We start from the raw sequence: 24,399 nt of genomic DNA, 5'->3' as shown, positions 1-24,399 counted from the left end.
TCAGAAAAAATATTTATAATTACTAAAGTCCTTATTGTTCCATAAATCAAACATTTCTAATGACGCATTCCCTCTTTATTCTATATACAAGAATTGGATACCTTCTGATTACTACTCAAACATTACGCTATAATTTCCATAAATCGAATTTCAAATTATCAAGAACTGTAAAAAAAATTGTTTCTTCATTTTCTCCTTCCAAACAACCACCCTACTCCATACATTTATGGTAAAATATAGTTAATATATTATTTTATTGTGGAGGTGTAAATTTCCTATGTATATATTCATCGGCTTATCCCTCTTACTCATATTACTTATTTTTTTATTCGCAAAAAAATTCACACCAAACTCTTTCATGATGACTAACTTTAAAGGCAATAGCTTTAAGACATTTTCAATCGGTATTTTAATCGCTGCCATACTCTCACTTTCATATGGAACTTATCATGCAGTAACATATCAACCTAGTTATTTAGATATTAAATTAAAAAATCAAAACTACACTGTTTTCGGTAATGTAGGCGAATTCGGTTATTTCTCCGAAGAATTATTAAAAAAAGATACAGAAGTTCAACTATATTTCGTCTCTTGGAAAAAAATGCAGTTAAAAAATCCGGTAATACTTATAGAATATCCTTCAGGAAAACAAGAAACATGGAAGCCAAATATCGTATTAATACCGATAAGTAAATTACAAGAAAAACATGATATAAAAGATATTTATCAACTATCACCGTATTCATTTAAAGAATCTGGAGAAATAACATTAACAATAAAAGAAAACAATGTAAAAAACAATAAAATTTCCATTCAAATAAAATAAATAAAAACTGTTCCTTCATTTTGCTGAAGGAACAGTTTTTATTTATTCTACAGTATTATTTATTTAATGTAGCCATTATTTCATTGGCAATATTCTTTCCATTTCCAATACACGCACCAATTCCAACACCGTAATATGAGGCACCAGCTAAATATACATTTGGATAAAGATTTGTCATTTTTTCTTGCAATGCTTGAACCGCTTGATTATGTTCTAAATGATATTTCGGCATTAAATCTTTCCAATTTGTAACTTCAACTACTTCTGGTTCACCTTTAATTCCGAGACTCTTTTCAATATCATATAAAGCTACTCGTACTAATTCTTCTTCACTGTAATCCTTGATTGTTTCATATACCGGATTGGTACTCTTATAAAACATTCTAACTAATAATTTTTGTTTACCCGATGTATGTTTCCACTTTCGACTTGTCCATGTACAAGCATCACAATGTAAATCACTGTTTTCCGTTACAATAAACCCCGTACCGTCAGCTGGTAGTTGTTCATCTAGTATGTCAAATCCTAAATAAATACTAATAAGAGATGAGTTTTTAAATGTATTAAACTGCTCATTTAACTCATTAGACTGTAATAAAGTTTGCGCTATATCATGTGGAGCTGCTAAAACAACATAATCTGCTTGTATTGTTTCATGATTTGCAAAAGAAATCTCATATCGATCTTCTTGTTTACTTACAGCCGTCGTTATAGCACCTTTTTTTACGACAGTTTCAGTCAGCACTTCTTCTAAGCGATTAATTATCGTAGATAGTCCACCTTTAAATGATACGAATTTTTTATTTCCTGCTGATTGAAATTGTTTTTTATTCTCTTCAAAACCTTTAATAATACTTCCATACTTATTTTTATAATCCAGTAAATACGGTAATGTAGATGCCATTGTAAGCTCATTCAATTTACCAGAATATACGCCTGAAAGCACAGGAGCAATTTGTCTTTCCACTAACTCTTTCCCTAAAAAGCTTTCTAAAAATAGAGCAAGTGATGTATCTTTCGTAAACTCTTTATTTTTCGTTATGAAATCTTTTAAAGCTACGATTTTCCCCTTCGTTGAGACTAGCGTACTGCTAAACAACGACCGGGCACTCATCGGTATCCCAAATATAGTATCAGAAGGAATTGGATGTAACATGTTTTCAGAATATATGTAAGAAATACCCGTTTCATTATATACCATTTCATTTTCTAAATTTAAATCTTTTACAAGTGGCATAACGTGTTCATTACGAGCAACGATTGAATCCGCCCCTGACTCCATAATGAAATCCTTTTCTTCCACACTATGGATTTTACCACCTAAATGCTCTTCTTTCTCAATAAGAATTAAATTTAAATCGATATTATAATCCTTTTTTAATTTTTCTAAATAAAACATAGTAGAAAGTCCCGTTATACCTCCACCGATAACAACAACTGTTTTCATATGTGCTGCGCTCCTAACCGATACAATTAATAATTCCTTTTTATTATAACCAAAAGTCCTTATATTCGACTAGCAAGTTGCGCATTCTGTAAGAAATTAGACAATATATTTTAATATATTTTCAAATTACCTAATAAAAAAGAACTATAACATTTACAAACCCCGTCATAGTTCTCTTTATTTTAAAAACATAAAGTAATTGATTAATTTGTCTAGTTCTTGACTCAATGCCAATACTTTTTCATGTTGAATTCCATAATCCGATACTAAATATAAAAGTTCTTCTTTTTTTATTTCAATTACTTTTTCCAATTTCGCTAGTTCCATGTCGTTTTACATCTCTCCAAAAATAAAATGTATGTATTTCAGTATAGCCTACTTACATAATTAGTAAAAGTAAAATACGCATGTAAAATCTTACATATTTGAAAAAATAATATACTACTAACAAAAAAAGAAACTAGATTAAACTTCCTTTTACAGATCATTAACGTTCATTAAGAATTAATAACATAACGGAATTTTTCTAATGTGATATCTTTATAATTTGGAGCTCTCTGTATATGATTAAAATAACTATATGAGAATTTAAATACATGACCAAAATCCCAATCGAATTCAATATAGTCTTTTATCCAAAATATATTTTCAGTTGGTAAAATATTTGCACGTTTAGATTGAATTAAAGGTAATCGATCTATAGGTGAGTGTAAAGTTATTTCCGTATTCAGCTTGAGCTTTTGGCTAGCTCTTAGTACGTATACTAGTTTTAACAGCGGACGTATCCCTCGTTGAAATATATCTATATGTCCTAAATCGTACATTATATTAATTGCGTGGGAGTATGTAAGCAAATGCCCAATTAAATCATGATGTGATTCCGCTCGATAAATAATATTAAATTTCGATAACTCATTTAAAATGAACTGAGATACTTGTGTTGGATTACTCAATTCACTTTGTATCTCATCTTCAAAACTTAATTGTTTTACTTCTTTCGTCGTATAACCAATCCACGATCTACCTGGAATTGTTTTTCGAAATGATAAAATAAGAGTAGTAATCCCTTCAATTGCTTGATTATCACCCCATTTTTGTAGCTCTTTCATAGCTAATAAACTCAATGACGCATAAATGACGTTATGCCCCACCCAATGAAGCTCATCAATCGTTTGTTCTAAAGATTTTATAATCATATTCTCCGCAATTTGAAAATTCATTTCTTTTTTATCATCAATCATCTCACCAATTTTTTTCTTGTTCAGCATCATCCTTGTTTGCGAATACATATTACGAGCTGTTTCTTCATCAATATTATTATCTTTCATAAAAAAATAACTAGCAATTGCAGCTGCTCCAAAATGTGCATGCCAAATATCATTTGTTTCTTTTTTACATTGAGAAATAATTGAAAGGCCGCCTTTTAAAATACTATCGTTTTCCATTTTCTTCCTCTCCTAATAAAAATCACTATATTTTCATCCTAAAGATGGTGTCAGGACAAATAAAATGTGATTCGATTCATCACTTTTATTCAAAAATCGATGCTTCACATTCGGTGGAATACGTACAACATCGCCTTCTTCTAAAAAATATTCTTTTCCCTCCAATTCCACATACACTTCCCCTTTCATAATAACAGCAATCTCTTCCTTATCTTCATGGGAATAATGGCTTTCTGTTGTGTTTGCTTGTTTATTTAAATCCATCATTAGCATTTCAATACGTGCTTTCATAAAATCAGGTGTTAATACATCATATACAATGTGATCATTGTTTTCCCGATATACTTTTTTTCGATCTTTTTTCTTAGAAATGAGTGAATCTGTATCAATATCGTTAATAAAAAGTGTAAACAGCGGTACATTTAATGCTTTTGCAATTAATTCCAAAACATTTAAAGAAGGATTAGCATGTCCTCTTTCAATTTGGCTAATTAACGACGTACTAATCCCTGCATAATCAGCGAATTCACGAATTGTCATATTATTTTTCTTACGATAACTTAATACCGTTTGTCCAAGCCTATCATGTATCACAGTAAAACTTCCTTTCGTCCATCATAATGCATGTTTCGTTGTCTTTGTGCTGACATACTAAACAAAGGCAAATAACCCTTCCCTATTATCTCCGGGACTTATATACTTACTTTTGTACATTATATCGTATTAAGTTTATTATAATAAACATTCTATCGGAGGGACAAACTTTGAAATCACCTATTCTTTCATATTGCATCTTATTTTTTGGTGTATTCGCCTTATCAACTTCAGCTATTTTTGTAAAATTGGCAGATGCTCCTGCGACAATCATTGCTTTTTACCGATTATTCTTTGCCACACTAATTCTGTTACCGTTATTACTATTTAATAAAAATAGTCGAAATGAGCTAAAAACTTTAACGAAAAAACAATGGGCACTTGGATTCGTATCTGGGCTATTTTTAGCTGCACATTATGTACTATGGTTTGAATCATTACAATATACTTCTGTAGCAAGCTCTACAGTTATCGTAACGTTACAACCTTTGTTCTCAATGATTGGTGGTTATTTTTTATTTAAGGAGAGATTTACGAAAGGAGCAGTTATTGGTTGCCTCATCGCTATTTCAGGTAGTATCATCATTGGCTGGCAAGATTTCCAAATTAGTGGAGAAGCTTTATATGGAGATATTTTAGCACTTATCGCTGCCGGTATCATTACTGCTTATTTTTTCATTAGCCAACACGTTCGTAAAGATTTGTCACTTATACCATATTCGGTAATTAGTTATGGAAGTAGTGCTGGCTTTCTTGGCATATTTGCTTTCACACAACAAGAATCTTTCATCCATTACTCTACACAAACTTGGTTGTGCTTTATTGGATTAGCTTTCATTGCTACAATTTTAGGACAAACCATTTTTAATTGGTTATTAAAATGGATAAGTGCTACTGTAATTTCAATGAGTATTTTAGGTGAAACAATTGGCACTTGTATACTAGCGTACTTTATATTACATGAGACCATTTCTTTACAACAAGGACTAGGAATTACCGTTATTTTTATTGGTTTAGTATTATTTTTAATACAGCCAAATTCTAATAAAAAAGCATGACAGTATACTGTCATGCTTTTAACTACTAATTATGTACAATTAAACCATCCGGTCTAAAACGACTCATCATAATTTCATTAATAAACTTTCCGTGAGCTTTCAAATTCCCTATCTTTACTCCCTCTTCTACAAATCCAAATTTTTCATATAAAGCTTTTGCTTTTGGATTCGTTTCTAACACACCTAGTTCTACTCTCTCTAACATTAACCAATTATCAGCCAAATCAAGCATCTTCGTAAGAAGTGCTTTCCCAATTCCTTTATTATGATATTCACTATCAACCCCAATGAATAAATCGCCTGAATGAGATCTTCGGCCCGGACTTTGTGTTAAACCTACAAATCCAACAATTTCTCCATCATATTCTGCAACAAATTCAAATTGATTTGGTGCTAAATTTCGAATTCTATTTTCCATAGCTTCTACACGCATGCTAGGTAAGAAAACCATATACGGTAAAACGTCATCCTGTATACATATACGATGAATTGCTCTAGCATCTTGTATTTCTACTGCTCTAACATTGATCTCCATCTTTCTCTCCTCCATATAAATAACAATATATTTGTGTGTATTCTAGAAACGTTCATGAATGACCTTCTCGCCCGTATTTCTTTATGTCATTTTTACATAATTATTTCGATATAATACTTAATTTCCAAAAAGATAAACAACTATATCTATATGGTTAACTTTTCACTTTATTATATAAATTAAGCAAATTTTCGATCAGAATACCATTTAGTTTCATGCCGACTATATCACAATTTTCTATTTCAATATTTTTCAGATTACTATTACTTATGGTGCTACCTTCCAAATCACATTTATCGAATAAAATAGGTTCCTTCTCATCTCCGAGACTTGTATTTTTAAATTGCACTCCACCTAAAGTCACCAAATTAAATTTACTACCAGAAAGATTTAAATCTGCATATGATGACCATCTAAAATTTATATTTCTAAACTTTGATTGACTTACATTACAATTACTCATATTCGTATTCATTATATTGCTACCAACAAATGAACTGTTTTTTAAATTCACTTGATAATACTCTGTATTTGCTAAATTACAGTTTTCGTATTGACTATTTTTCATATCTTTATTTGTAACTACACTCTCTTTATTTGAGCTTGTTTTTATTCTTTTCACGTAACAATACTCATCTTCCGATTCAAAAATCATTTGGTAGCCCATCTTTTTATAAAAGTGATGATTATTAATTTGTCTACTAGATGTTTCGAGATCCCAAATCTTTATGTTTGGATATTCCTTTTCTATTAATTTCATAACATGTGATCCAATGCCTTTTCCTTGATAAACAGGATTTAAAAAAATACGATCAATTCGACCGTACGACTTACCAGAAATCGTAACTATTATCCCTCCGATTATTTCTTTATCCATTACAACTTTGAAAGAATCCAATTCTTCAATGGAATATTCCATCATTTCAACTGAAGAATATCCTGGCGGTTGAATGTTATAATCAATGACATCATCTTGGCCGTATAGCCATTGTTTTGCTTCTGCATCAAATGTTCTTTTCATTATTTCTGTTAATTTCTCAGCATCTAAAATTGTAGCTTTTTCTATAGATATCATTGTTGTTTTCCCCTTCATTATTACAAACCAATAATTTTTGTGAATGCCATAATTATCAATTCACTTTTGTTTTTAATGCTTTTCCCATTATTACATATGGAACATCATTTTTACTTGGATGAAATGGCTCCAATACATTTATCCAATCTAATCTTTCATATAACGAACGTGCTTTTTCATTGTTTATTTGTGTTGTTAAAACACTCGTTGTATTTGAAACTCCTTCTAGTAATTTATTATGTAATTTCGTTCCAAGACCTTTATTTTGATATTGTGGGTGAACTGCTAACTCTACAAATTCAAAACAATCTTGCAACCATTCGTCTACTTGCCCTAGATGTAACGCTTCTCTCATTAATTGATTATAGTACTGTCCCTCCATTGAGCGATAACCATAAGTAAAACCAACTACTTCATTTTCATCATTTATTGCTACTATACCTTTAAAACCTGTATATTCTATATGCCTATTCATTCGCTTGATCATTTCATTGAAATTTGTTTTCTCAAATACTTTACAATACAAATTTGCCATATTCCCAATTAGGATCTCCTCTTTTTCAATGCTTACAAATTTCACTTTACTCCCCCCTATTAAAACATTTATATCCTTTTTAAAAACTAAGAAAATTAACACTAATCACTCTCTTTACTATTAAACTACAAATCACCCTATATTTTCCACAGTTACTTAGTATTAATGAATAATAAAAAGAGACCATGTAATATAAACATGTTCTCTTCTTTTATTCATGTTCAATTTTATCCCGCTATTTGCCGGACAGTAAGACCCCCACCTCAAAATTCAGCGAAAGCAAAGAAGTTAGGTGGGGGATCAATTGCCCGTAAAATCCCGATTGGTGAGGGCTGAACCCCCCCACTGATTAAAGTTTCACTTTATATAATTAAAAATTAGATATTACTTAAGCCACTCATTGCAAGTATTACTTAACTGCTGTAAATCTTCTATAAATTTACTCGCATCATATCCATCACAAACGGAATGATGTACTTGCAATGAAACTGGTAGCATAACCTTGTTTCCTTCGTTAAAATATTTCCCACAAGTTATAATTGGCAATAGAAAATTTTCATCATTATTAATATTAAGATTAAATCCAGTAAAACTAGTCCAAGGTATGCTAGAAATCGGAAATACATTAGGCGGAATATTTTCTTTCGTGAAAAGACCATGAACACTAGCATAGTATCTCATATCGTCTTCATACTTTTTATAGAAAGTGCGGAAATCACTTGAATAATCCGTCCATATACTTGAAAAAGACTTATCAGCTTTATGAAAGATTGTATAACTCGGTATCATTTCCTCCCAATAGCCTAAAACTCCTTCATCGTTAAAACATGTTCGAAATTTTTTATGATTATTTACTACTCTAGAAATTAAATATATAAAAACGGGATAAAATTTTATTCCCTTTTGATATACTTCCTCTAATAACATCGTGATATCAACATTCACAGTCATACTAAATGTACATTTCAACTTTAAATAATGCTCAAAATACCGCTCTCTATTCCAATCTTCTCTATCAATTACATGAAACTTCATTCTAATAGCCTCCTAAAATTTTCTTTTTATTTTAGAAGGCTAATTCCCTTGCTTTCACCATAATTGTTCACTCCTAACAGTTTAAAATTCACCCTAATTATTCATTTAATTATATAACATATGTAAGAATCAATTCACATATTTCTGGAAATCCATCCACATACTATAGATAAATCAAATGAAATTTGGAGGATACATACATGAATAACAAAAATATGAATAAAAAAGAAAATGTTACTGAAAACACTACATCTATTCAAAATAATAATACTGCAAATCTTACTATCGAAGAACAAGCAATGAACGGCTTATACGGAATGCCCGAAACAACAATTGAAGATGCTGATCACGCTGCAGCTGATGATTTGACTTCAAAAAATTAATTAACTACATTGAAAAAAGCCAAGGAAAATATCCTTGGCTTTTTTAACTATGCATCCACCTTTTGTATTTCTTCACTCTTTCTTGAAAGTTTACCTGGCCAAAAAGCAAATCGGCCTAAAACTACTGTAATCGCGGGTACAAGTAACGGTCTTACGATAAACGTATCTAGTAATACGCCAATTGCAGTTACAATACCAAATTGAACTAATACTTGAATTGGAAGTGTACCTAACACTGCAAAAGTTCCTGCTAAAATTAAACCAGCCGATGTAATAACACTACCTGTTTGTATTACACCATTTTTTACTGCATCCAAGTGATTTTGTGTCTTTCTGTTTTTCCATATTTCTGAAACCATAAAGATATTATAATCTTCACCTAAAGCAACTAAAAATACGAATGCGTACAACGGTATCGCACCTTGAATGGCCGGCGCACCCATACCGTAATGAAGTAATATCCATCCTGCTCCTAACGCTGAGAAGAATGATAAAACGACAGTTACAATTAAATAAATCATCGCAACAACCGATCGTAAGTAGACAAGTAATAGTAAAGCGATAATGCTAATCATTACTGGAATAATTACTGATTCATCACGTTCCGTAATTTGCTTTGTATCATATAATGAAGCTGTTTCCCCACCAATCCATAATTGATCTTTAGCATTAATAATCCCAGCACCTTTTAATACTTTTTCTATACTACTTTTCAATTTAGGAATTTGATCTAACGCTTCAATTGAGTATGGATTTTCCGCTAAAGAAACTTCATACATTTGTATTTGCTTATTTTCTTTTCCCTCTTTTGGCTCTTTCACTGTATTTACGAAAGAAAATTTCTCTAGTTCTTGTTTAATAGGAAGCTCTTTGCCTTTCGTATCAACAACAACTTTTATTGGTGCTAGTTCACCAGCTGAGAAATGATCACTAATTAACGTAAATCCTTCACGAGAAGGCATATCCTTTGGAAACGACTCTAATAAGTCATATGTGTATTGAATACGTGGTACGAATGAAGCCAATCCGCCTAATACAAATACAGTTAGCATAATTATTGTCCACGGTCTTCGTACTACAATATCTCCAAGTTTTTTACTAAAGGAGCCTTTTGATTTTTCAACTTTTACAGCCCTCTTTTTCTTTCTTGCAAACTCCTCATTCATTGAAGTTGTTCTCGGTATAAACGGGAAAAATGCAATCCTACCGAATATTAATAATAGTGCTGGTAAAATCGTTAAAGCAGCGATTCCCATTATAAATACAGCAACACTAAATGGTACTGCAAATCGATGAAAGGCTCCATAATGAGCAAGTAGTAATGTTCCTAATCCAAGTACAACAGTTAATGCACTCATTATAATTGCACCGCCAGAAGCTTTAATCGCAAGTTGTAATGCTTTATATTTACTTTCTTCTTCTAACAAGTACTCTCTATATCTCGAAATTAAAAATAGACAATAGTCCGTTCCAGCGCCAAACAATAATACTGTCATAATTGATATCGCTTGGGCATCTACTTTAATCCATCCGTGATCAGCTAAAAAACCGAGTGTAGGACTAATAATACCGTATGCAAAGCCAACAACAAGTATAGGTAAAATCGCTAAAATTGGTGAACGATACAGTAAAATTAACAAAACTAACACTAGTAGTACAGTAGCCACTAACAATTTCACATCTGCTTGACTAAATAAACTAACTGCATCCGTTTGAATACCTACAGGTCCTGATAATCGAACATGTAAACCAGATTCACTTATTTTTTGTTTAAATGGATCTTCATCCACCTTACTATTCACTATTTTTCTAAACTCTTCAAGATTTCCTTTTAATATATCTGTACCAGCAGATTTATTAAAAAATACCGGTGTAACAAATGATGTACCATCTTTTGATGCACTTTTTGATAATACTTGCTCTGGGATTGTATCAAATGGTGGTAACGTTGATTGTTCTTTTAAAGGACTAGCTTTTAACTCCTTATAAACATCTTGTATGAGTTTATAATCCTGTGACTGTAATCCACCATCTCTATACCATACTACTAACAACGGATTCCCTGCATTATTCGGAAACTCTTTTTTCATAAGCGCTTCCGCTTGCTGTGACATAGCTGTTTCAGGTAAATTTTTCGGATTCGGTTCTTTCGTACTGTTTACTTGTGGTAACGTAAATGAAAGTAATAATGTAATAAGAATCCACACCGATAAAGTGATCCACTGCGTATTTCTCCCTGCTACAAGCCTCCCTAACATATGTAACGGGTGCTTTTTCATAAAAACCCACCTTCCTTTTTTCCTCCATTATTAATTATATATACTGGTCGGTTAATTAATCAAGAATGATTGAAAATTATGTTATAATTATCTCAATCATAAATGTCAGGAGCGAATGTATTTGGAACAAAAACAACGTCCTCTCGGAAGGCCGCGTCAAAATAAAAATACAAAATCTACAAAAGAAACCATTTTAGAAGTAGCAACCCGCTTATTTCTTACACAAAATTATCAAGTCGTTTCTATGGATGAGGTCGCAAAAGTTTGTGGTGTTACGAAAGCAACTGTCTACTATTACTATTCAACAAAAGCCGATTTATTTACTGCTACTATGATCAAAATGATGGTACGTATACGTGAGAATATGTTTCAAATACTCTCTACAAACAAAACGTTAGAAGAAAGATTATTAGACTTCGCTAAAGTTTACTTACACGCAACGATGGATATTGATATGAAAAATTTTATGAAAGATGCAAAACTGTCGTTATCTGAAGAACAATTGAAAGAATTAAAAAATGCTGAAGATAATATGTATGAAGTACTAGAAAAAGCACTCGATAATGCGATGCACATCGGCGAAATCCCGAAAGGAAACGCTAAATTTGCGGCTCATGCTTTCGTATCTTTATTATCAATTGGGAATTTTAAAGATGAAAATCACAATCCTATTCTTGCAAATATAGATGAATTATCACAAGAAATCGTTTCTTTTTATTGGAACGGATTAGGTCATTCATATTAAACTGATTTGCTTTAATAAAAGAGCATGTTTGAATTTTTTCAAACATGCTCTTTTATAATTTATTTATATACTAATAATCAGATTATACTTCAATGCTGTTTAACACAAAATTTCACTTTAACTTTTACAAATTTTGAAGTTGAACATTTATATTCCGCTTACTAAATCCCCCATGGTAACAAACTACAGATTCAATATGTAAATTTAAATACTTCTTCAAAGACTGCCGTGCTTCCATAATATTTAAAGTTGTTGGGGCATGAATTCCTCCTAACACTCCATTCACACTATACATCGAGTCTCCAGCGACAAGAATTTTGCTTTGTTTCAAATATAAACTAATATGACCCGGAGTATGCCCTGGAGTATGAAGAATTAGTATTCCACCGCAATACGGAAGTTCTTGCCCGTCAATCACAGTATCACTCACTTTTCCTTTTGGTCGGTTCTCTATATTTCCGTTCTTCAATAAAGGTAAATCCCCCTCGATATATGGCTTATCTAGTTCGTGCGCATAAACTTTAATATTACTTCGACAGCGCTGCAACAACTCCGGAAGACTACCTATATGATCAATATCCTGATGCGTCAAAATCACGACTTTTAACTTATCAAATGATACCCCAACCTTTTCCATCTCTACTTGTATATCTTCAATTTGTCCTGGGAAACCCGTATCTATTAATACTGCCATTTCATCATTCCATAAAAGAATTGGATGAATAACAAATTCTTGAAATTCAAGTTGTAACATTTCTATCCCTTTAGCAATCTCCATACAGCCATTCTCCTTTATGTTGAAGTTTGAAAATATGTACGAGTAAACTGAAAATATAAAGTGAAACTTTAATCAGTAGGGGGTTTTACTACCCGGCAAATAGCGGGATAAAGCACCTCTATCTTATAATATGTTTTGTCATCCCAATAGAGAATGCTTCAAACCCTATAGATTCATAGTAAGATTGCAACTTTTCTACACACATAAGTTGTGGAATAACCTTGTTTTGTTCACAGTGCTGGATTAATCGTTTCACTATTTCTTTTCCGATGCCACTAGACTGATATTTTGGCAATACACCAACTCCACAAATAATGCCTGTTATGACTCCATCTGATATGACACGCCCCATCCCTACTAACCTCTTATCATCAAAAACATAAATTGCATACCAACTTTGCTTACACATTCGTTCTAACTCGTTAACCGTTAATTTAAGAGAATTCCATCCTAAAGATTCGTATAAGGATAATAATCCATTAAAATCTGTAGGATGTTCACTTGTGTAGCGTATACTATTTTCCATGTAAATACTCCCTATTCTCTGGCTTGTTTATATTTCATAAAATTCCCTTTACACAAATCTGATTGATGTAAAAATAACTAGAACAAACTTCAATAAGAAAGATAGAATTCCTTCTCAATATAAAGTAAAAAGAAGTTATCTCACTTAAGATAACTTCTTTTATATAAGACTCTCATTATATTATCAACCAAAAAATATACAACTGCATACGATTAGCACAAACAAAACTAATAAACCATTTGAGAAATAACCCATAGAATACTACCCCTTTATTTCATTATGTAAAAGATTTTATCATAAAATTATTTACAACATAATAACCGAAAAAGACATTGTATTCATTAGTTATATACGTTTAGTAATATTTTTTTCGGTTATATTCTCCTTACCTAAAACCACTTCTCGCGCCCTTATAATTCAGTCCACATAAATTCAAAAAAACAGTTATTAGTAAACATTCATTTACTATAAAGAGTAATTTTAATTGATTTATAGTAAATTTAGTAATAAAATAATAACTAAATTCATAAAGGAATCAAAAACAATGACCCAAAACGAATTATTAAACGAATACATGAATTTATTATTAAATATGTCAGCTACTTTTAAATTACTATCGGAGAAATCCTCAGAATTTACACATTTAGAACAACACGTAGTAGAGTATATCGCCCAGCAAAAGGTGCCTGTAAACTTAAAAATGATTGCTAGTTATTTAAACATCCCTAAACAACAATTAAGTGTAACAGTGCGTAACTTAGAACAAAACGGATACATCATAAAAAAGCAAGATATGGTAGACAAAAGAGCTATATTAATCTCTCTGACAGAAAAAGCTGAAAAAGTACATTATGAGAGATGGAAACAAATATATAATAATTTCACAGTAAACCTCGAAAAGTTATCTGAAGAGGATAGACGGGATTTAACTTATGGACTATATAAAACAAATACAATGCTCTCAAAAATGTTAAATAACGACTAGATATATTGTTTATTATTAAACGGAGGATGTTTCATGGTTAAAGAATTAGATTTGCAATCTGTACAAGGTACAATGCTTATTCCACTATGGGGAAGAGCATATGGCAGTGAGAAAAATAAGGATATTTTAGATGATATAGAAGCTATTCGAATAATTAAAGAATGTGATTTTGACTTCTCAACAATAGCAAATACATTTGGCGAATACGGATGTATCACATACATTACCCGTGCACGAAAAATTGACGATACGATAAAACAATTTATAATAAAACACCCGAATGCTACTATTGTAAACATCGGTTCCGGACTAGACACTACTTTTTCAAGAATCGATAACGGTACAATACATTGGTACAATCTTGATTTGCCCGATGCAATCTCTTTTCGCAAAACTTTAATTGAAGATACCCCTAGAAACATTAGCATTGCTAAATCATTTTTTGATACTTCTTGGTTTGACGATATAAAATATAATCCAAACGACGGTATTCTTTTTATATCAGCAGGTGTGTTTTATTACTTTAAAGAAGAAGATTTAAAAAAGATCGTAGTCGCTATGTCAAAACGTTTCCCTGCAGGAGAATTATATTTTGACGCTGAATCAAAGTTCGCACTGAATCTTTCGAATGCTACTGTAAAAAAATCTGGTAATAACAGTGCTATGATGTATTTTTACGTAAATAATCCAAAATCAATAGAAAAATGGTCCTCTACAATAAAAGTATTGAGCTGCTCCCCTTTCTTTAAAGATATAGCTACAAATAAAGATTGGGACGGTAGTACGCGTATAATGATGAGAATTGTAAACTTAATAAAAATGTTGAAGTTTGTTCATTTACGGTTCAAAAAATAAAAAAGTAAAGAAGAGCTCAATACATTTATACTTAGGTCATAAATGTTAATTTTAATAAAATCAAAGGCAGAAACATAATTGTGAAGTGAAACTTTAATCAGTGGGGGCTTTGCTCATCCCCCACTGATTATTAGCCCTCACCAATCGAGCTTTTACGGGCAGCCCGAACCCCACCTAACTTCTTTGCTCTCGCTGAATTTTGAGGTAGGGGGTCTTATTGCCCGACAAATAGCGGGATAAAATCTTGCATGCACTTTACGTAGGAGCTAAAATGTTGAATCTCATCGATTTCCAAATCATGTACACCATCTTGCAACATATGTTGAATCACTTACCCTCTCTTCTTATAACCCACTTACTACTTTTTAATTGTATATGTTCTGACCGTCAACATTTTACCTTTAAATTCTTTAGACCCTATCCTTTCTTATATGAATAGCTTTCTTATTCGAAAATAGATTTTTAAAAATACCTACTCCCACAATTAATAAACCTATACCAACTAATTTATTTATTTGTAATGGAATGCTCTCCATTCCAAATAATCCGAATGTATCAATGCATAACGCAACGACCAATTGAGTAATAAGACTAATTAGCACCGTATATGCTGGACCTAAGCTCTTTATTGCACCCATTATACAAATAATTAACCCGATACCAAACAACCCACTTACATAAAACAAATAATTTGTAGTATACACTTTAATGTTAATACTGTTTTCTGTAATGATATAAAATAGAATAGAACTAATGAGACCTATTCCAAGGACACATGTAGTTGTTAACCACTGTCCTACATTTTCATTTACTTTTGCATTAAAAACAGATTGTACGCTAATTAATATTCCTGCTAATATAGCTAAACTAAATCCAATCAAAATCTTCCTCTCCCTTTCATTGCTCATATATATTATCTTTAGCGACTTCCTTCATTCTAGAAAAATCTTTAATGACAATAACTCCATTACTTTTTTCAATTAATTTTTCATTATAAAATCTTTGTAATACCCGAATTACGTGCCTATAACTTACCCCTATAAAGCCTGCAATACTCGTTACCGATGTCGTATCCAAATCCCCTTTGTACATATTTCCGTTACTATCTGTTGAAATTGAAAGTAAATAACTAGCTACACGTACTTCTACAGGATAAAGTAAATTAAGAGCAGTAAAACGAGTCGATATTTTTAACGTGTTCGCAATGTTTTCAAGTAAGAATTTCATAAATATAGGATCATGTAATAACTTGTTTCTAATAACCGTATTAGAAATGGAAATCGCTACAACATCTGAACAAGCTTCAACGACATTATGTGCTTTGCTATTTTGAATTAATTCAATATCACCAACAATTGCGAGTGGATTAATAAAGCGAAGGATTAGTTTCTTCCCTTCAGGTGTAATCGTATAAACTTTTACTTTACCTTTAACAACAAAATATAAACGATTCATTTCGTCATCTATATTGCAAATAAGCTCGCCTTTTTCAAAATGATTTAATTGAAAATATGCTGTATCTATTTTGGAAAAAATCTCGAGCGTTTTATTGATTTTCAAATAATGCGTAATTAAACTTGATCTATTCTCCATATTCATTTCCTCCTTTCATTTACGTATTAAATACAACAATACCTATAATCATTACTATTGTTCCCACAATATGATATCTCTCCATCTGTATCTTTTTTATATGAAACAGTCCTTTCATTTCAATAACTGTTGCCGTTAACAATTGAGCAACCATTAGTGTGCCAGCTGTCAATGTAACTCCTAGTGAATATATCGCCATAGTTTCTGCACAAATAATGAATCCACCAAATGCACCCGCTACTAAATATATTTTTTTTACACTCTTTAAATCCGTTACTTTCTCTTCTTTCTTTAACAAAAATACAGTTGTTGCAATAATGAATCCAATTAAATGGGTTATAATACTCGTCGACCATATACCGATATGTGAACTAAGTTTCGCATTAAAGGTTCCTTGAAGTGTTATAAATATCCCCGCAAAAACAGCAAATAGAATACCTTTCAAAAAATCATCTCCTCAGCCTTTATTTCTGACTTAATTAAAAACCATCATCCTATAATGGCAAAAGGACAAATGTCACATCACTATGAAAATAACTTGGAATGAAAAAAAACACACCTCAAAAATACGAGATGTGTTTTATAATTATTTATATATAATGTTTTATAAATAAAAATTACGCTACATTAAAAGATTTCTTTTTCATAACAAATTTTGCAAATAAGAAACGTACAAGCGGTCCCATAATAATTAATTGTAATGGATATGCCATTATGAAATTTTTAATAAAAATCGAAAAATAAATTGAAACAAATGAATCTCCTTGTAGTCCACCATGTAAATGCATCATAGCCATACCGAAAAATGACATAAAGAACACCATTCCGATTACCATAGTTGTCGCCATTGCAACGATAATATTTGTTTTCTTAGATTTATCAAATGGCAACATGAATACAATTTTTTTCGCACAAGGTCCAACTATACTTATTTCAATTAATAGCGCAATAATAAAGCCAATTAATAGTTCTAATGCAATCTCTTTAATATAAATTGGTCCTCCTGTTTCATTCATTAGTGAATTGTAAAACGTCATTACGATAACCATTCCAAAGCACATCATCATGCCAAATTGGAAGTTTTCCTTTCTTGTTGTTGGCAAATTTCATCATCCTCTCTCTTTGAGTCTTTGTCATTATATCGACATTGGAAACCCCTTCGTAAGTGAACATTTTGTGAACAAATTTAAAACGTTTTCATATATTTTCTTTACTTTCAACTCAAATTCTCACTTTTACTTATAAAGGTTTTATATATTTCAATGTTGAATTACTAAATTTAACATTGCATTACACTATTACTAGGAGGATAACCATGAATGAAGCAGAATTTTACGCATATCACATCGTAACAAGGAAAAAAATGCATATCAGACAAATGATTCCTTTTAACAAAAATCAACACAATACTCTATATCACTTCTTTTTTGAAAGAGAACAATTAAATGCTAATGGTGAAGATGGCATACAAATTTTAAATAATCACTATAAAAATGACGAATTACATATAAATAATGAAAGTGCTAAAGTAGTTATGAGTTATATGGATCAAACAATTAGAGCAGTTAGAGAAACAATTGTAGAAATGGTTAGACTACAAGAATTCCCTGAATACCCTTCCAGGTTATCTTGTTTATACGCTTCAAAAAGCTATGAAGATGCTTTAAAATGGAAAGCATTATTTGATTCTTACAATCGAGAAGTTTTACAGATTGTTAAACTACGAGTAATCGGAAGTTCTTTTGAAGGTGACGGTAATCTTTTACCGAAAGAAGATGGTATTCCTTTTTCTCAAAAAATCGAACAAGCTAGAGAGTATTGGAAAGGAAATATTAGAAATGAGCTTCCTGAGCTACTGATTAATGGAGAAATTGAAGTGGTGGAAATTATTGATGACTTTTCCTCAATTCATATTTAATTTCTAACTAAATCATATAGGATGGAGATTACAATGAAGAAAAAAGTGTACTTCAATCATGATGGCGGCGTAGATGATTTAATTTCATTATTTTTATTACTTCAAATGGAAAACGTTGAACTTACCGGTGTATCTGTTATCCCAGCAGACTGTTATTTAGAACCCGCAATGTCTGCAAGTCGTAAAATTATTGATCGCTTCAGCAAAGATAATATTGCAGTAGCCGCTTCAAACTCTCGTGGGCAAAACCCGTTTCCGAAAGACTGGCGGATGCATGCATTTTATGTAGATGCTTTACCAATTTTAAATGAGTCTGGAAAAGTTGTAACACCCATGGCAGCAAAGCCTGCACATCACCATTTAATAGAAACACTTCTACAAACGGAAGGAAAAACAACTTTATTATTTACCGGGCCCCTAACTGACCTTGCTCGTGCATTATATGAAACTCCCATCATCGAAGATAAAATTGAACGTCTCGTTTGGATGGGTGGTACATTTCTTACAGCAGGCAATGTACATGAACCAGAGCATGATGGAACAGCTGAGTGGAATTCGTTTTGGGACCCTGAAGCAGTAGCTCGTGTATGGGATGCAAAAATTAAAATCGACTTAGTGACACTAGAAAGTACAAACCAAGTTCCGTTAACTATAGACATACGTGAACAGTGGGCAAAAGAGAGAAAGTATATTGGTGTTGATTTCCTTGGTCAATGTTATGCAATGGTCCCCCCTCTCGTTCACTTCTCAACGAACTCTACTTATTATTTATGGGATGTACTAACTACCGCGCTTGTCGGAAACACTAGCCTTGCAAAAACTGAAACGATTAATAGTATCGTTCATACATATGGACCTAGCCAGGGGCGTACAGAGGAAACTGCTGATGGACGACCTGTAAATGTCGTTTATGATGTAAAACGTGATGTATTCTTTGAATATATTACTGAATTAGCAAAGAAAGCTTCTACTTGAACCACTATCTATACGAAAAATAAATAGAATAAAATCAATTCAGACGATGAACCCCTATATTTAGAATTTAGTTGAAACTACATATTTAACTATTGAAAAGAGTATTGAATTAAATTTCAATACTCTTTTTGTGCAATTTAATTATATTGGATTAATGTAGTGTCTTATTGATTATTCATTTCATAACCATTGACAAAATACGTTATTGTTTCTAACTCATCTTCATTTAATTCTCTATCTAGTTCTTGTTTATACGCTGCCTTTATCTTCTCTTCATCACCTTTATGAGCTTCTGTATAAGTTCCTACTGTTTTTAACATACGAATCTCTTGTAAAAACTCCTCTCGATTTATCGCTTCCCCATGAGAGAGAATATATGTCTTAGCATCAAATTTCTCTAATTCATCTATCAATTTAAACGTTCTTTTCGTCGTATAGTTCCACTTCGAAGAAAAAATATCTGCATATATACAGTCTCCTAAAAATAATATCTTTTCTTCTTTCACGTAAATAACAACTGAATCATGTGCATGATCTCCGCCCACATGTTTTAACACGCATGTCACCTCACCAAGATCTAATTCCATTTGATCCTGGAACGTTAAGGCCGGAGGAATAATGTTAATATTTCTCGCTTTTTCTTCAAACTCTTTCTTGATGCAATCCGCACAAAATTCAATTTCAGTACCCTCTTTTACGCGTGCATCCAAAGCTTCATCTGTCCATTCATAAGAAACAAGTGTACGCATCTCTTTTTTCGTTTCAGAATGTGCAATAGACAATGCATCTTGTAGTACAGGCAATCCAAAAATATGATCCCAATGCCAATGGGTTAGTGCTACGAAATCTGGATTCGATACATTTTGTTCTTTTAACATTTCTAAAAATAATTGTGCATGTTCTTCTGAATTCCCTGCATCGATCATTAACGTTTTTTCTTTTCCAACAACCATTCCTAATATAGGTCTATCTGTTTCAGAAACAGGTGTCATATACCAAAATGAGTTTCCTATTTTTTTAATTTGTTGCATAACCAATTCCCCTTTTCATTTCCTCACTTAAGTTTAATATATAGATTATAACGAATCACTACTTTTTTCTCTATACTCAAACACAATTACTTGGACTAATCTAACTTTTCTTTTCGTAAGCTAAAAATAAGGGAATAGAATCGGAGTGTGATACTATGGAACGTTTATGGATCCCAATGATTGTAACATTTTTTTCGTTCGGTGGATTACTATTAGGCGGTGCTGTTGGAGTAGCAACACGCCAACTCATTGAAGAAAAGATGCATCGTTTATACGCATTATGTGGCGGTATTTTGTTTGGGTTATTGTCACTTGAAATTATTCCTGAAACATTTTCAAGCTATGAAATGATTGGACCTATACTTGGTATAGCTATCGGTATTTTAGTTATGGGCTTATTAGATAACTATTGTCACCATCCAATGATACATAAAAAAGATCAACAAGCATGGCAAACCTTTCTTTTTCTCTCTTTCGCTATATTTATTCATAATATACCGAGTGGATTTGCGTTAGGTACAGCTTTTATAAATCATAATGACTCTGCCATTCCCTTTTTAATAGCAATCGTCGTTCACCATATTCCAGAAGGATTAGCTTTAATTATTCCATTTCTTTTTACAAAACATAAATATATTTCCTTTTTATTAACGACTTTATTACTTTCTCTTATTCTCGGTACTGGCACAGTTTTTGGCATTTTGATGGAAGGAAAAGCTCTTCACCTGCAAGGCCTCATTATGGGAAGTGCTATTGGTTCACTTGGATATGTCACAATTCATGAAATGCTTTGGAAAGCTAAGAAACAGCTCTCTTTCCTTACATTTCTAATGTGGGCAACTAGTGGTTTTTTACTAATAACAGTGTTCACTTTATTCGCTGGTCATCATTAAAGTTGCTAAAGTGAAACTTTTGTTCCTCCCACACTGATTCTTGGATTACAAATAACCAGATAAATTTTCTTATTTGTATATTTTCCCTTTTTATCCAAAACATAATGTTATCTACCTATTATAAGGAGGAACAATTATGTTTGGGAAAACAGCCGGTGAAGCATTAGTTGATTTATTAATTGACTGGGGAGTAGAACACATATACGGTATGCCTGGAGATTCCATCAATTCTATCATTGAAGCTTTAAGAAAAAAACAAGATCAAATTAAATTCATTCAAGTTCGCCATGAAGAAGCTGGTGCATTAGCAGCGGCTGCCTATGCAAAATTAACAGGAAAACTTGGCGTTTGTATGGCAATTGCAGGGCCTGGTGCTATTCATTTATTAAATGGTTTATATGATGCGAAACTCGATAAAGCCCCTGTTCTAGCAATTTCAGGTCAAGTAGAAACCGATTTACTTGGAACGGACTTTTTCCAAGAAGTAAATTTAGAAAGAATGTTTGATGATGTTGCGGTTTATAACCAGCGTATTATGTCAGCAGAGCAACTACCTGCCGTAGTGAATCAAGCAATTCGAATGGCTTATACGAAAAAAGGTGTATCCGTTCTTACTATTCCAGATGATGTCCCAAAATTCGAAGTGAAAAATGGTGCCCGTGTTACAAATACTTCTTTTACTTTGCCTGAGTTGTTTCCACAAAAAGAAGATTTAGATGCAGCGAAACTCGCAATAAATGAAGCGAAAAAGCCTGTGATTTTAGCTGGAAAAGGAACAAAACATGCGAGAGAATCTTTACTTGCATTGGCAGAACATATTGGTGCTCCAATCGTACTTACATTACCAGCTAAAGGAATTATTCCTGATGAACACCCTCTTTGTATTGGTGGATTAGGATTAATTGGAACGAAACCTTCTTATGAAGCAATGAAGCATGCAGATACTTTAATTATGGTCGGTACTTCTTATCCGTTCACCGGCTTCTTACCTGAAAAAGCAAAAACAATTCATATCGATACAGATCCTGCCCAAATCGGGAAACGTTATGCGACAGATATTGGTTTAGCTGGTGATGCTGATAAAACATTACGATGGTTAATTGAAAATGTTGAAGAACACACAGACCATTCCTTCTTAGAACATCACCAAGAAATGATGAAAAAGTGGGAAGAAAAATTACACGATCAAGAAGAAGACTCTTCCATTCCAATTAAACCACAACGCGTTATGCATGCTCTGCAGCAAGTAGCACATGATGACGCAATTCTATCAGTCGATGTCGGAAATGTAACAGTATGGACCGCAAGACACTTCCGTATGACAAACCAGCAATTTGTCATTTCTAGCTGGCTCGCAACACTTGGCTGCGGTTTACCTGGTGCACTTGCTGGAAAAATTGCTTTCCCGGATAAACAAGTATTTGCAGTTTGTGGTGATGGTGGATTTGGAATGACGATGAATGACTTCGTAACAGCTGTAAAATATAAATTACCAATCGTTGTCGTCGTATTAAACAATAATAAAATTGCGATGATTAAATTTGAACAAGAAGTTATGGGTAATATCGAATTCGAAACAGACTTAACGAACCCAGATTTCGCAAAATATGCAGAGGCGTGTGGAGGTATTGGATACCGTGTTGAGAATTTAGATGAGCTACTTCCCGCTTTCGAAAATGCAGTAAAACAAAATAAACCGTGTATTATTGATGTAGTTGTAGATGCTAACGAAGCACCAATGCCAGCAAAAATCACATTTGGTCAAGCCGCTGGTTATACGAAGCATATGATAAAAGAATTATTTGAAGAAGGTAAGATTGATTTACCTCCACTTTAAACGAAAAAAGATAGCTGAAAACAATTTGTCTTCAGCTATCTTTTTTTATTTTTGTATCTCTTTATAAAAAGAAAAGTCATTCATAGTTGGTTGTACTTGTTTCTCTACTTGCAATTCTTTACTCTCCTTCTCTGTCCTTCTCACATTTCCTAGCTTAATCGCATCTTGCATGCTATTACTAATTAGGTTTCCAGCTAAGATTGTCATACTATAAAAAGCAATCGGTATAAGTACAATCCATGTATGAGTAGTTAAGTGCCGGAAGTTTTGACCAATTAATCCTGTCCATTCTTTTGTTACACTATCTGGATCCATTCCACTGAAGGTTATTGTTCCACCAAAAAATAATTGCAACAAACCAAGGTGTAAAAGAAGTAATAAAGTACTCACAAATTGTTGTGCTACTAATAAAAGAAATGATGGTAACATATGAGGCCATATATGGCGCTTCAACCTCTGCCATTTACTCCCGCCAAGCACAGTGGCTGCCAACATAAATTCTTCTTTCTTAATACGTTTAACTTCTTGCGCTACATACAACATAACTGTTGGTACAGCAAGACATGTAAGAACTATAATTTGAAATGTCACCCGCAAATACAACGGCACAACTTCCGCTCCACTATCAAACGTTAAAACTTCATTTAACATAAAATAAGAAATCATAACCATTGGTACAATACTAAAAGGATCAAAAAAGGATGAGATAACCGGAAAAGATCGCTTACCATACATACCAAGAAGTAAACCAATCCCTCCTCCAACTATAACTCGTAAAGTTGCTATAATTATACTCGCTCCAACTGTCCATTTCGCGCCTTCTATTATTAATTGGACAAGGTCACGGCCTTTGGTATCACTTCCGAACCAAAATTTACTTGATGGCGAAAATGGAGCAGCCTCTAGTTCTCCTTTTTCATTATACATCATCGTAAGTTCACGAATATTCCCATCGAAAAATAACGTATATCCAATACTAATAATCATTAGTACACTCAGAAAAGTAACACCTATCCAAAATCTCACATCTCTTTTTACAACTTGCCACATG

Annotated in this window: 27 protein-coding genes; 10 read left to right on the top strand and 17 right to left on the bottom strand. The window is 32.4% G+C overall.

Going from position 1 to position 24,399, the window contains the following annotated elements; translation table 11 throughout:
* Nucleotides 1–277: 277 nt before the first annotated feature.
* The gene (locus tag AC1Q8M_RS07820; RefSeq protein WP_000275232.1) at nt 278–826 is read left to right on the top strand and encodes a hypothetical protein; all 549 of its coding nucleotides are present in this window, start codon (nt 278–280) and stop codon (nt 824–826) included.
* A gap of 55 nt (nt 827–881) precedes the next feature.
* Here AC1Q8M_RS07820 and AC1Q8M_RS07815 read toward each other — a convergent pair whose 3' ends face one another.
* The 4 genes from AC1Q8M_RS07815 to AC1Q8M_RS07800 form a co-directional block, all read right to left on the bottom strand.
* On the bottom strand, nt 882–2,273 hold the full coding sequence (locus tag AC1Q8M_RS07815; protein WP_000860346.1) for a protoporphyrinogen oxidase: 1,392 nt from the start codon (nt 2,271–2,273) through the stop codon (nt 882–884).
* 177 nt (nt 2,274–2,450) lie between these two features.
* Nucleotides 2,451–2,600, bottom strand: coding sequence for an aspartyl-phosphate phosphatase Spo0E family protein (locus AC1Q8M_RS07810; RefSeq protein ID WP_000417698.1), 150 nt, complete (start codon nt 2,598–2,600; stop codon nt 2,451–2,453).
* 170 nt (nt 2,601–2,770) lie between these two features.
* Nucleotides 2,771–3,718, bottom strand: coding sequence for a hypothetical protein (locus AC1Q8M_RS07805; RefSeq protein ID WP_098361405.1), 948 nt, complete (start codon nt 3,716–3,718; stop codon nt 2,771–2,773).
* A gap of 33 nt (nt 3,719–3,751) precedes the next feature.
* The gene (locus tag AC1Q8M_RS07800; RefSeq protein WP_000581029.1) at nt 3,752–4,312 is read right to left on the bottom strand and encodes a helix-turn-helix domain-containing protein; all 561 of its coding nucleotides are present in this window, start codon (nt 4,310–4,312) and stop codon (nt 3,752–3,754) included.
* A 170-nt stretch (nt 4,313–4,482) separates the two neighbouring features.
* On the opposite strand from AC1Q8M_RS07800, the gene AC1Q8M_RS07795 reads away from it, so the two are divergent.
* A complete protein-coding gene (locus tag AC1Q8M_RS07795; protein ID WP_000841797.1) occupies nt 4,483–5,370 on the top strand; it encodes a DMT family transporter in 888 nt (295 codons plus the stop codon).
* A gap of 25 nt (nt 5,371–5,395) precedes the next feature.
* Here the strand turns inward: AC1Q8M_RS07795 and AC1Q8M_RS07790 are convergent, their stop codons facing one another.
* The 4 genes from AC1Q8M_RS07790 to catA form a co-directional block, all read right to left on the bottom strand.
* Nucleotides 5,396–5,905 carry a GNAT family N-acetyltransferase gene (locus AC1Q8M_RS07790; RefSeq protein ID WP_000405225.1) on the bottom strand — a complete coding sequence of 170 codons (510 nt, stop codon included), beginning with the start codon at nt 5,903–5,905 and terminating at the stop codon, nt 5,396–5,398.
* 154 nt (nt 5,906–6,059) lie between these two features.
* Complete coding sequence (locus AC1Q8M_RS07785) at nt 6,060–6,998, bottom strand: GNAT family N-acetyltransferase (protein ID WP_098400674.1); 939 nt, start codon at nt 6,996–6,998, stop codon at nt 6,060–6,062.
* 37 nt (nt 6,999–7,035) lie between these two features.
* Nucleotides 7,036–7,560: a GNAT family N-acetyltransferase gene (locus AC1Q8M_RS07780; RefSeq protein ID WP_098361406.1), complete on the bottom strand. Its 525-nt coding sequence runs from the start codon at nt 7,558–7,560 to the stop codon at nt 7,036–7,038.
* A gap of 339 nt (nt 7,561–7,899) precedes the next feature.
* Entirely contained in the window at nt 7,900–8,550 is a 651-nt protein-coding gene (catA, locus tag AC1Q8M_RS07775) for a type A chloramphenicol O-acetyltransferase (protein WP_097996641.1), read from the bottom strand.
* 200 nt (nt 8,551–8,750) lie between these two features.
* On the opposite strand from catA, the gene AC1Q8M_RS07770 reads away from it, so the two are divergent.
* Entirely contained in the window at nt 8,751–8,933 is a 183-nt protein-coding gene (locus tag AC1Q8M_RS07770; protein ID WP_001060657.1) for a DUF4021 domain-containing protein, read from the top strand.
* 47 nt (nt 8,934–8,980) lie between these two features.
* Here the strand turns inward: AC1Q8M_RS07770 and AC1Q8M_RS07765 are convergent, their stop codons facing one another.
* Nucleotides 8,981–11,212, bottom strand: coding sequence for an MMPL family transporter (locus AC1Q8M_RS07765; protein WP_098361407.1), 2,232 nt, complete (start codon nt 11,210–11,212; stop codon nt 8,981–8,983).
* 121 nt (nt 11,213–11,333) lie between these two features.
* Between AC1Q8M_RS07765 and AC1Q8M_RS07760 the strand changes: the two genes are divergently transcribed.
* Complete coding sequence (locus tag AC1Q8M_RS07760; RefSeq protein WP_139213227.1) at nt 11,334–11,957, top strand: TetR/AcrR family transcriptional regulator; 624 nt, start codon at nt 11,334–11,336, stop codon at nt 11,955–11,957.
* A 124-nt stretch (nt 11,958–12,081) separates the two neighbouring features.
* Here the strand turns inward: AC1Q8M_RS07760 and AC1Q8M_RS07755 are convergent, their stop codons facing one another.
* Together AC1Q8M_RS07755 and AC1Q8M_RS07750 are read right to left on the bottom strand one after the other, a co-directional pair.
* On the bottom strand, nt 12,082–12,735 hold the full coding sequence (locus AC1Q8M_RS07755; RefSeq protein WP_098361408.1) for an MBL fold metallo-hydrolase: 654 nt from the start codon (nt 12,733–12,735) through the stop codon (nt 12,082–12,084).
* 118 nt (nt 12,736–12,853) lie between these two features.
* A complete protein-coding gene (locus tag AC1Q8M_RS07750) occupies nt 12,854–13,261 on the bottom strand; it encodes a GNAT family N-acetyltransferase (protein WP_000431735.1) in 408 nt (135 codons plus the stop codon).
* A 544-nt stretch (nt 13,262–13,805) separates the two neighbouring features.
* Here AC1Q8M_RS07750 and AC1Q8M_RS07745 point away from each other — a divergent pair.
* Together AC1Q8M_RS07745 and AC1Q8M_RS07740 are read left to right on the top strand one after the other, a co-directional pair.
* A complete protein-coding gene (locus tag AC1Q8M_RS07745) occupies nt 13,806–14,246 on the top strand; it encodes a MarR family winged helix-turn-helix transcriptional regulator (RefSeq protein WP_098361436.1) in 441 nt (146 codons plus the stop codon).
* Between the two features lie 33 nt (nt 14,247–14,279).
* Nucleotides 14,280–15,101, top strand: a complete 822-nt coding sequence (locus tag AC1Q8M_RS07740; RefSeq protein WP_098365619.1) for a class I SAM-dependent methyltransferase — start codon at nt 14,280–14,282, stop codon at nt 15,099–15,101.
* Nucleotides 15,102–15,511: 410 nt separating this feature from the next.
* Here the strand turns inward: AC1Q8M_RS07740 and AC1Q8M_RS07735 are convergent, their stop codons facing one another.
* From AC1Q8M_RS07735 to AC1Q8M_RS07720, 4 genes are all read right to left on the bottom strand, one after another.
* Entirely contained in the window at nt 15,512–15,982 is a 471-nt protein-coding gene (locus AC1Q8M_RS07735; RefSeq protein WP_098361410.1) for a DMT family transporter, read from the bottom strand.
* A gap of 16 nt (nt 15,983–15,998) precedes the next feature.
* Nucleotides 15,999–16,694 carry a Crp/Fnr family transcriptional regulator gene (locus AC1Q8M_RS07730; RefSeq protein ID WP_000431606.1) on the bottom strand — a complete coding sequence of 232 codons (696 nt, stop codon included), beginning with the start codon at nt 16,692–16,694 and terminating at the stop codon, nt 15,999–16,001.
* Between the two features lie 19 nt (nt 16,695–16,713).
* The gene (locus AC1Q8M_RS07725; protein WP_098365618.1) at nt 16,714–17,139 is read right to left on the bottom strand and encodes a DMT family transporter; all 426 of its coding nucleotides are present in this window, start codon (nt 17,137–17,139) and stop codon (nt 16,714–16,716) included.
* A gap of 172 nt (nt 17,140–17,311) precedes the next feature.
* On the bottom strand, nt 17,312–17,797 hold the full coding sequence (locus AC1Q8M_RS07720; RefSeq protein ID WP_098855540.1) for a DUF2798 domain-containing protein: 486 nt from the start codon (nt 17,795–17,797) through the stop codon (nt 17,312–17,314).
* Nucleotides 17,798–18,009: 212 nt separating this feature from the next.
* Here AC1Q8M_RS07720 and AC1Q8M_RS07715 point away from each other — a divergent pair, with 212 nt between their 5' ends.
* Nucleotides 18,010–18,612 (top strand): DUF2441 domain-containing protein, encoded by a 603-nt coding sequence (locus AC1Q8M_RS07715; RefSeq protein ID WP_001001051.1) that lies wholly within the window; start codon nt 18,010–18,012, stop codon nt 18,610–18,612.
* A 21-nt stretch (nt 18,613–18,633) separates the two neighbouring features.
* Nucleotides 18,634–19,587 carry a nucleoside hydrolase gene (locus tag AC1Q8M_RS07710; protein ID WP_072938365.1) on the top strand — a complete coding sequence of 318 codons (954 nt, stop codon included), beginning with the start codon at nt 18,634–18,636 and terminating at the stop codon, nt 19,585–19,587.
* A 164-nt stretch (nt 19,588–19,751) separates the two neighbouring features.
* Here the strand turns inward: AC1Q8M_RS07710 and AC1Q8M_RS07705 are convergent, their stop codons facing one another.
* On the bottom strand, nt 19,752–20,618 hold the full coding sequence (locus AC1Q8M_RS07705) for an MBL fold metallo-hydrolase (protein ID WP_001184092.1): 867 nt from the start codon (nt 20,616–20,618) through the stop codon (nt 19,752–19,754).
* Nucleotides 20,619–20,773: 155 nt separating this feature from the next.
* On the opposite strand from AC1Q8M_RS07705, the gene AC1Q8M_RS07700 reads away from it, so the two are divergent.
* A complete protein-coding gene (locus tag AC1Q8M_RS07700) occupies nt 20,774–21,511 on the top strand; it encodes a ZIP family metal transporter (protein ID WP_000440615.1) in 738 nt (245 codons plus the stop codon).
* A gap of 136 nt (nt 21,512–21,647) precedes the next feature.
* Nucleotides 21,648–23,348, top strand: a complete 1,701-nt coding sequence (locus AC1Q8M_RS07695) for a pyruvate oxidase (protein ID WP_000467249.1) — start codon at nt 21,648–21,650, stop codon at nt 23,346–23,348.
* 45 nt (nt 23,349–23,393) lie between these two features.
* On the opposite strand, the gene AC1Q8M_RS07690 is transcribed toward AC1Q8M_RS07695, so the two are convergent.
* Complete coding sequence (locus AC1Q8M_RS07690) at nt 23,394–24,398, bottom strand: ABC transporter permease subunit (RefSeq protein ID WP_016512866.1); 1,005 nt, start codon at nt 24,396–24,398, stop codon at nt 23,394–23,396.
* Nucleotide 24,399: the final 1 nt, after the last annotated feature.

It is taken from the genome of Bacillus sp. GW823-FHT06A10 (assembly GCF_058795375.1).
This window is presented reverse-complemented; position numbering and strand designations above follow the sequence as displayed.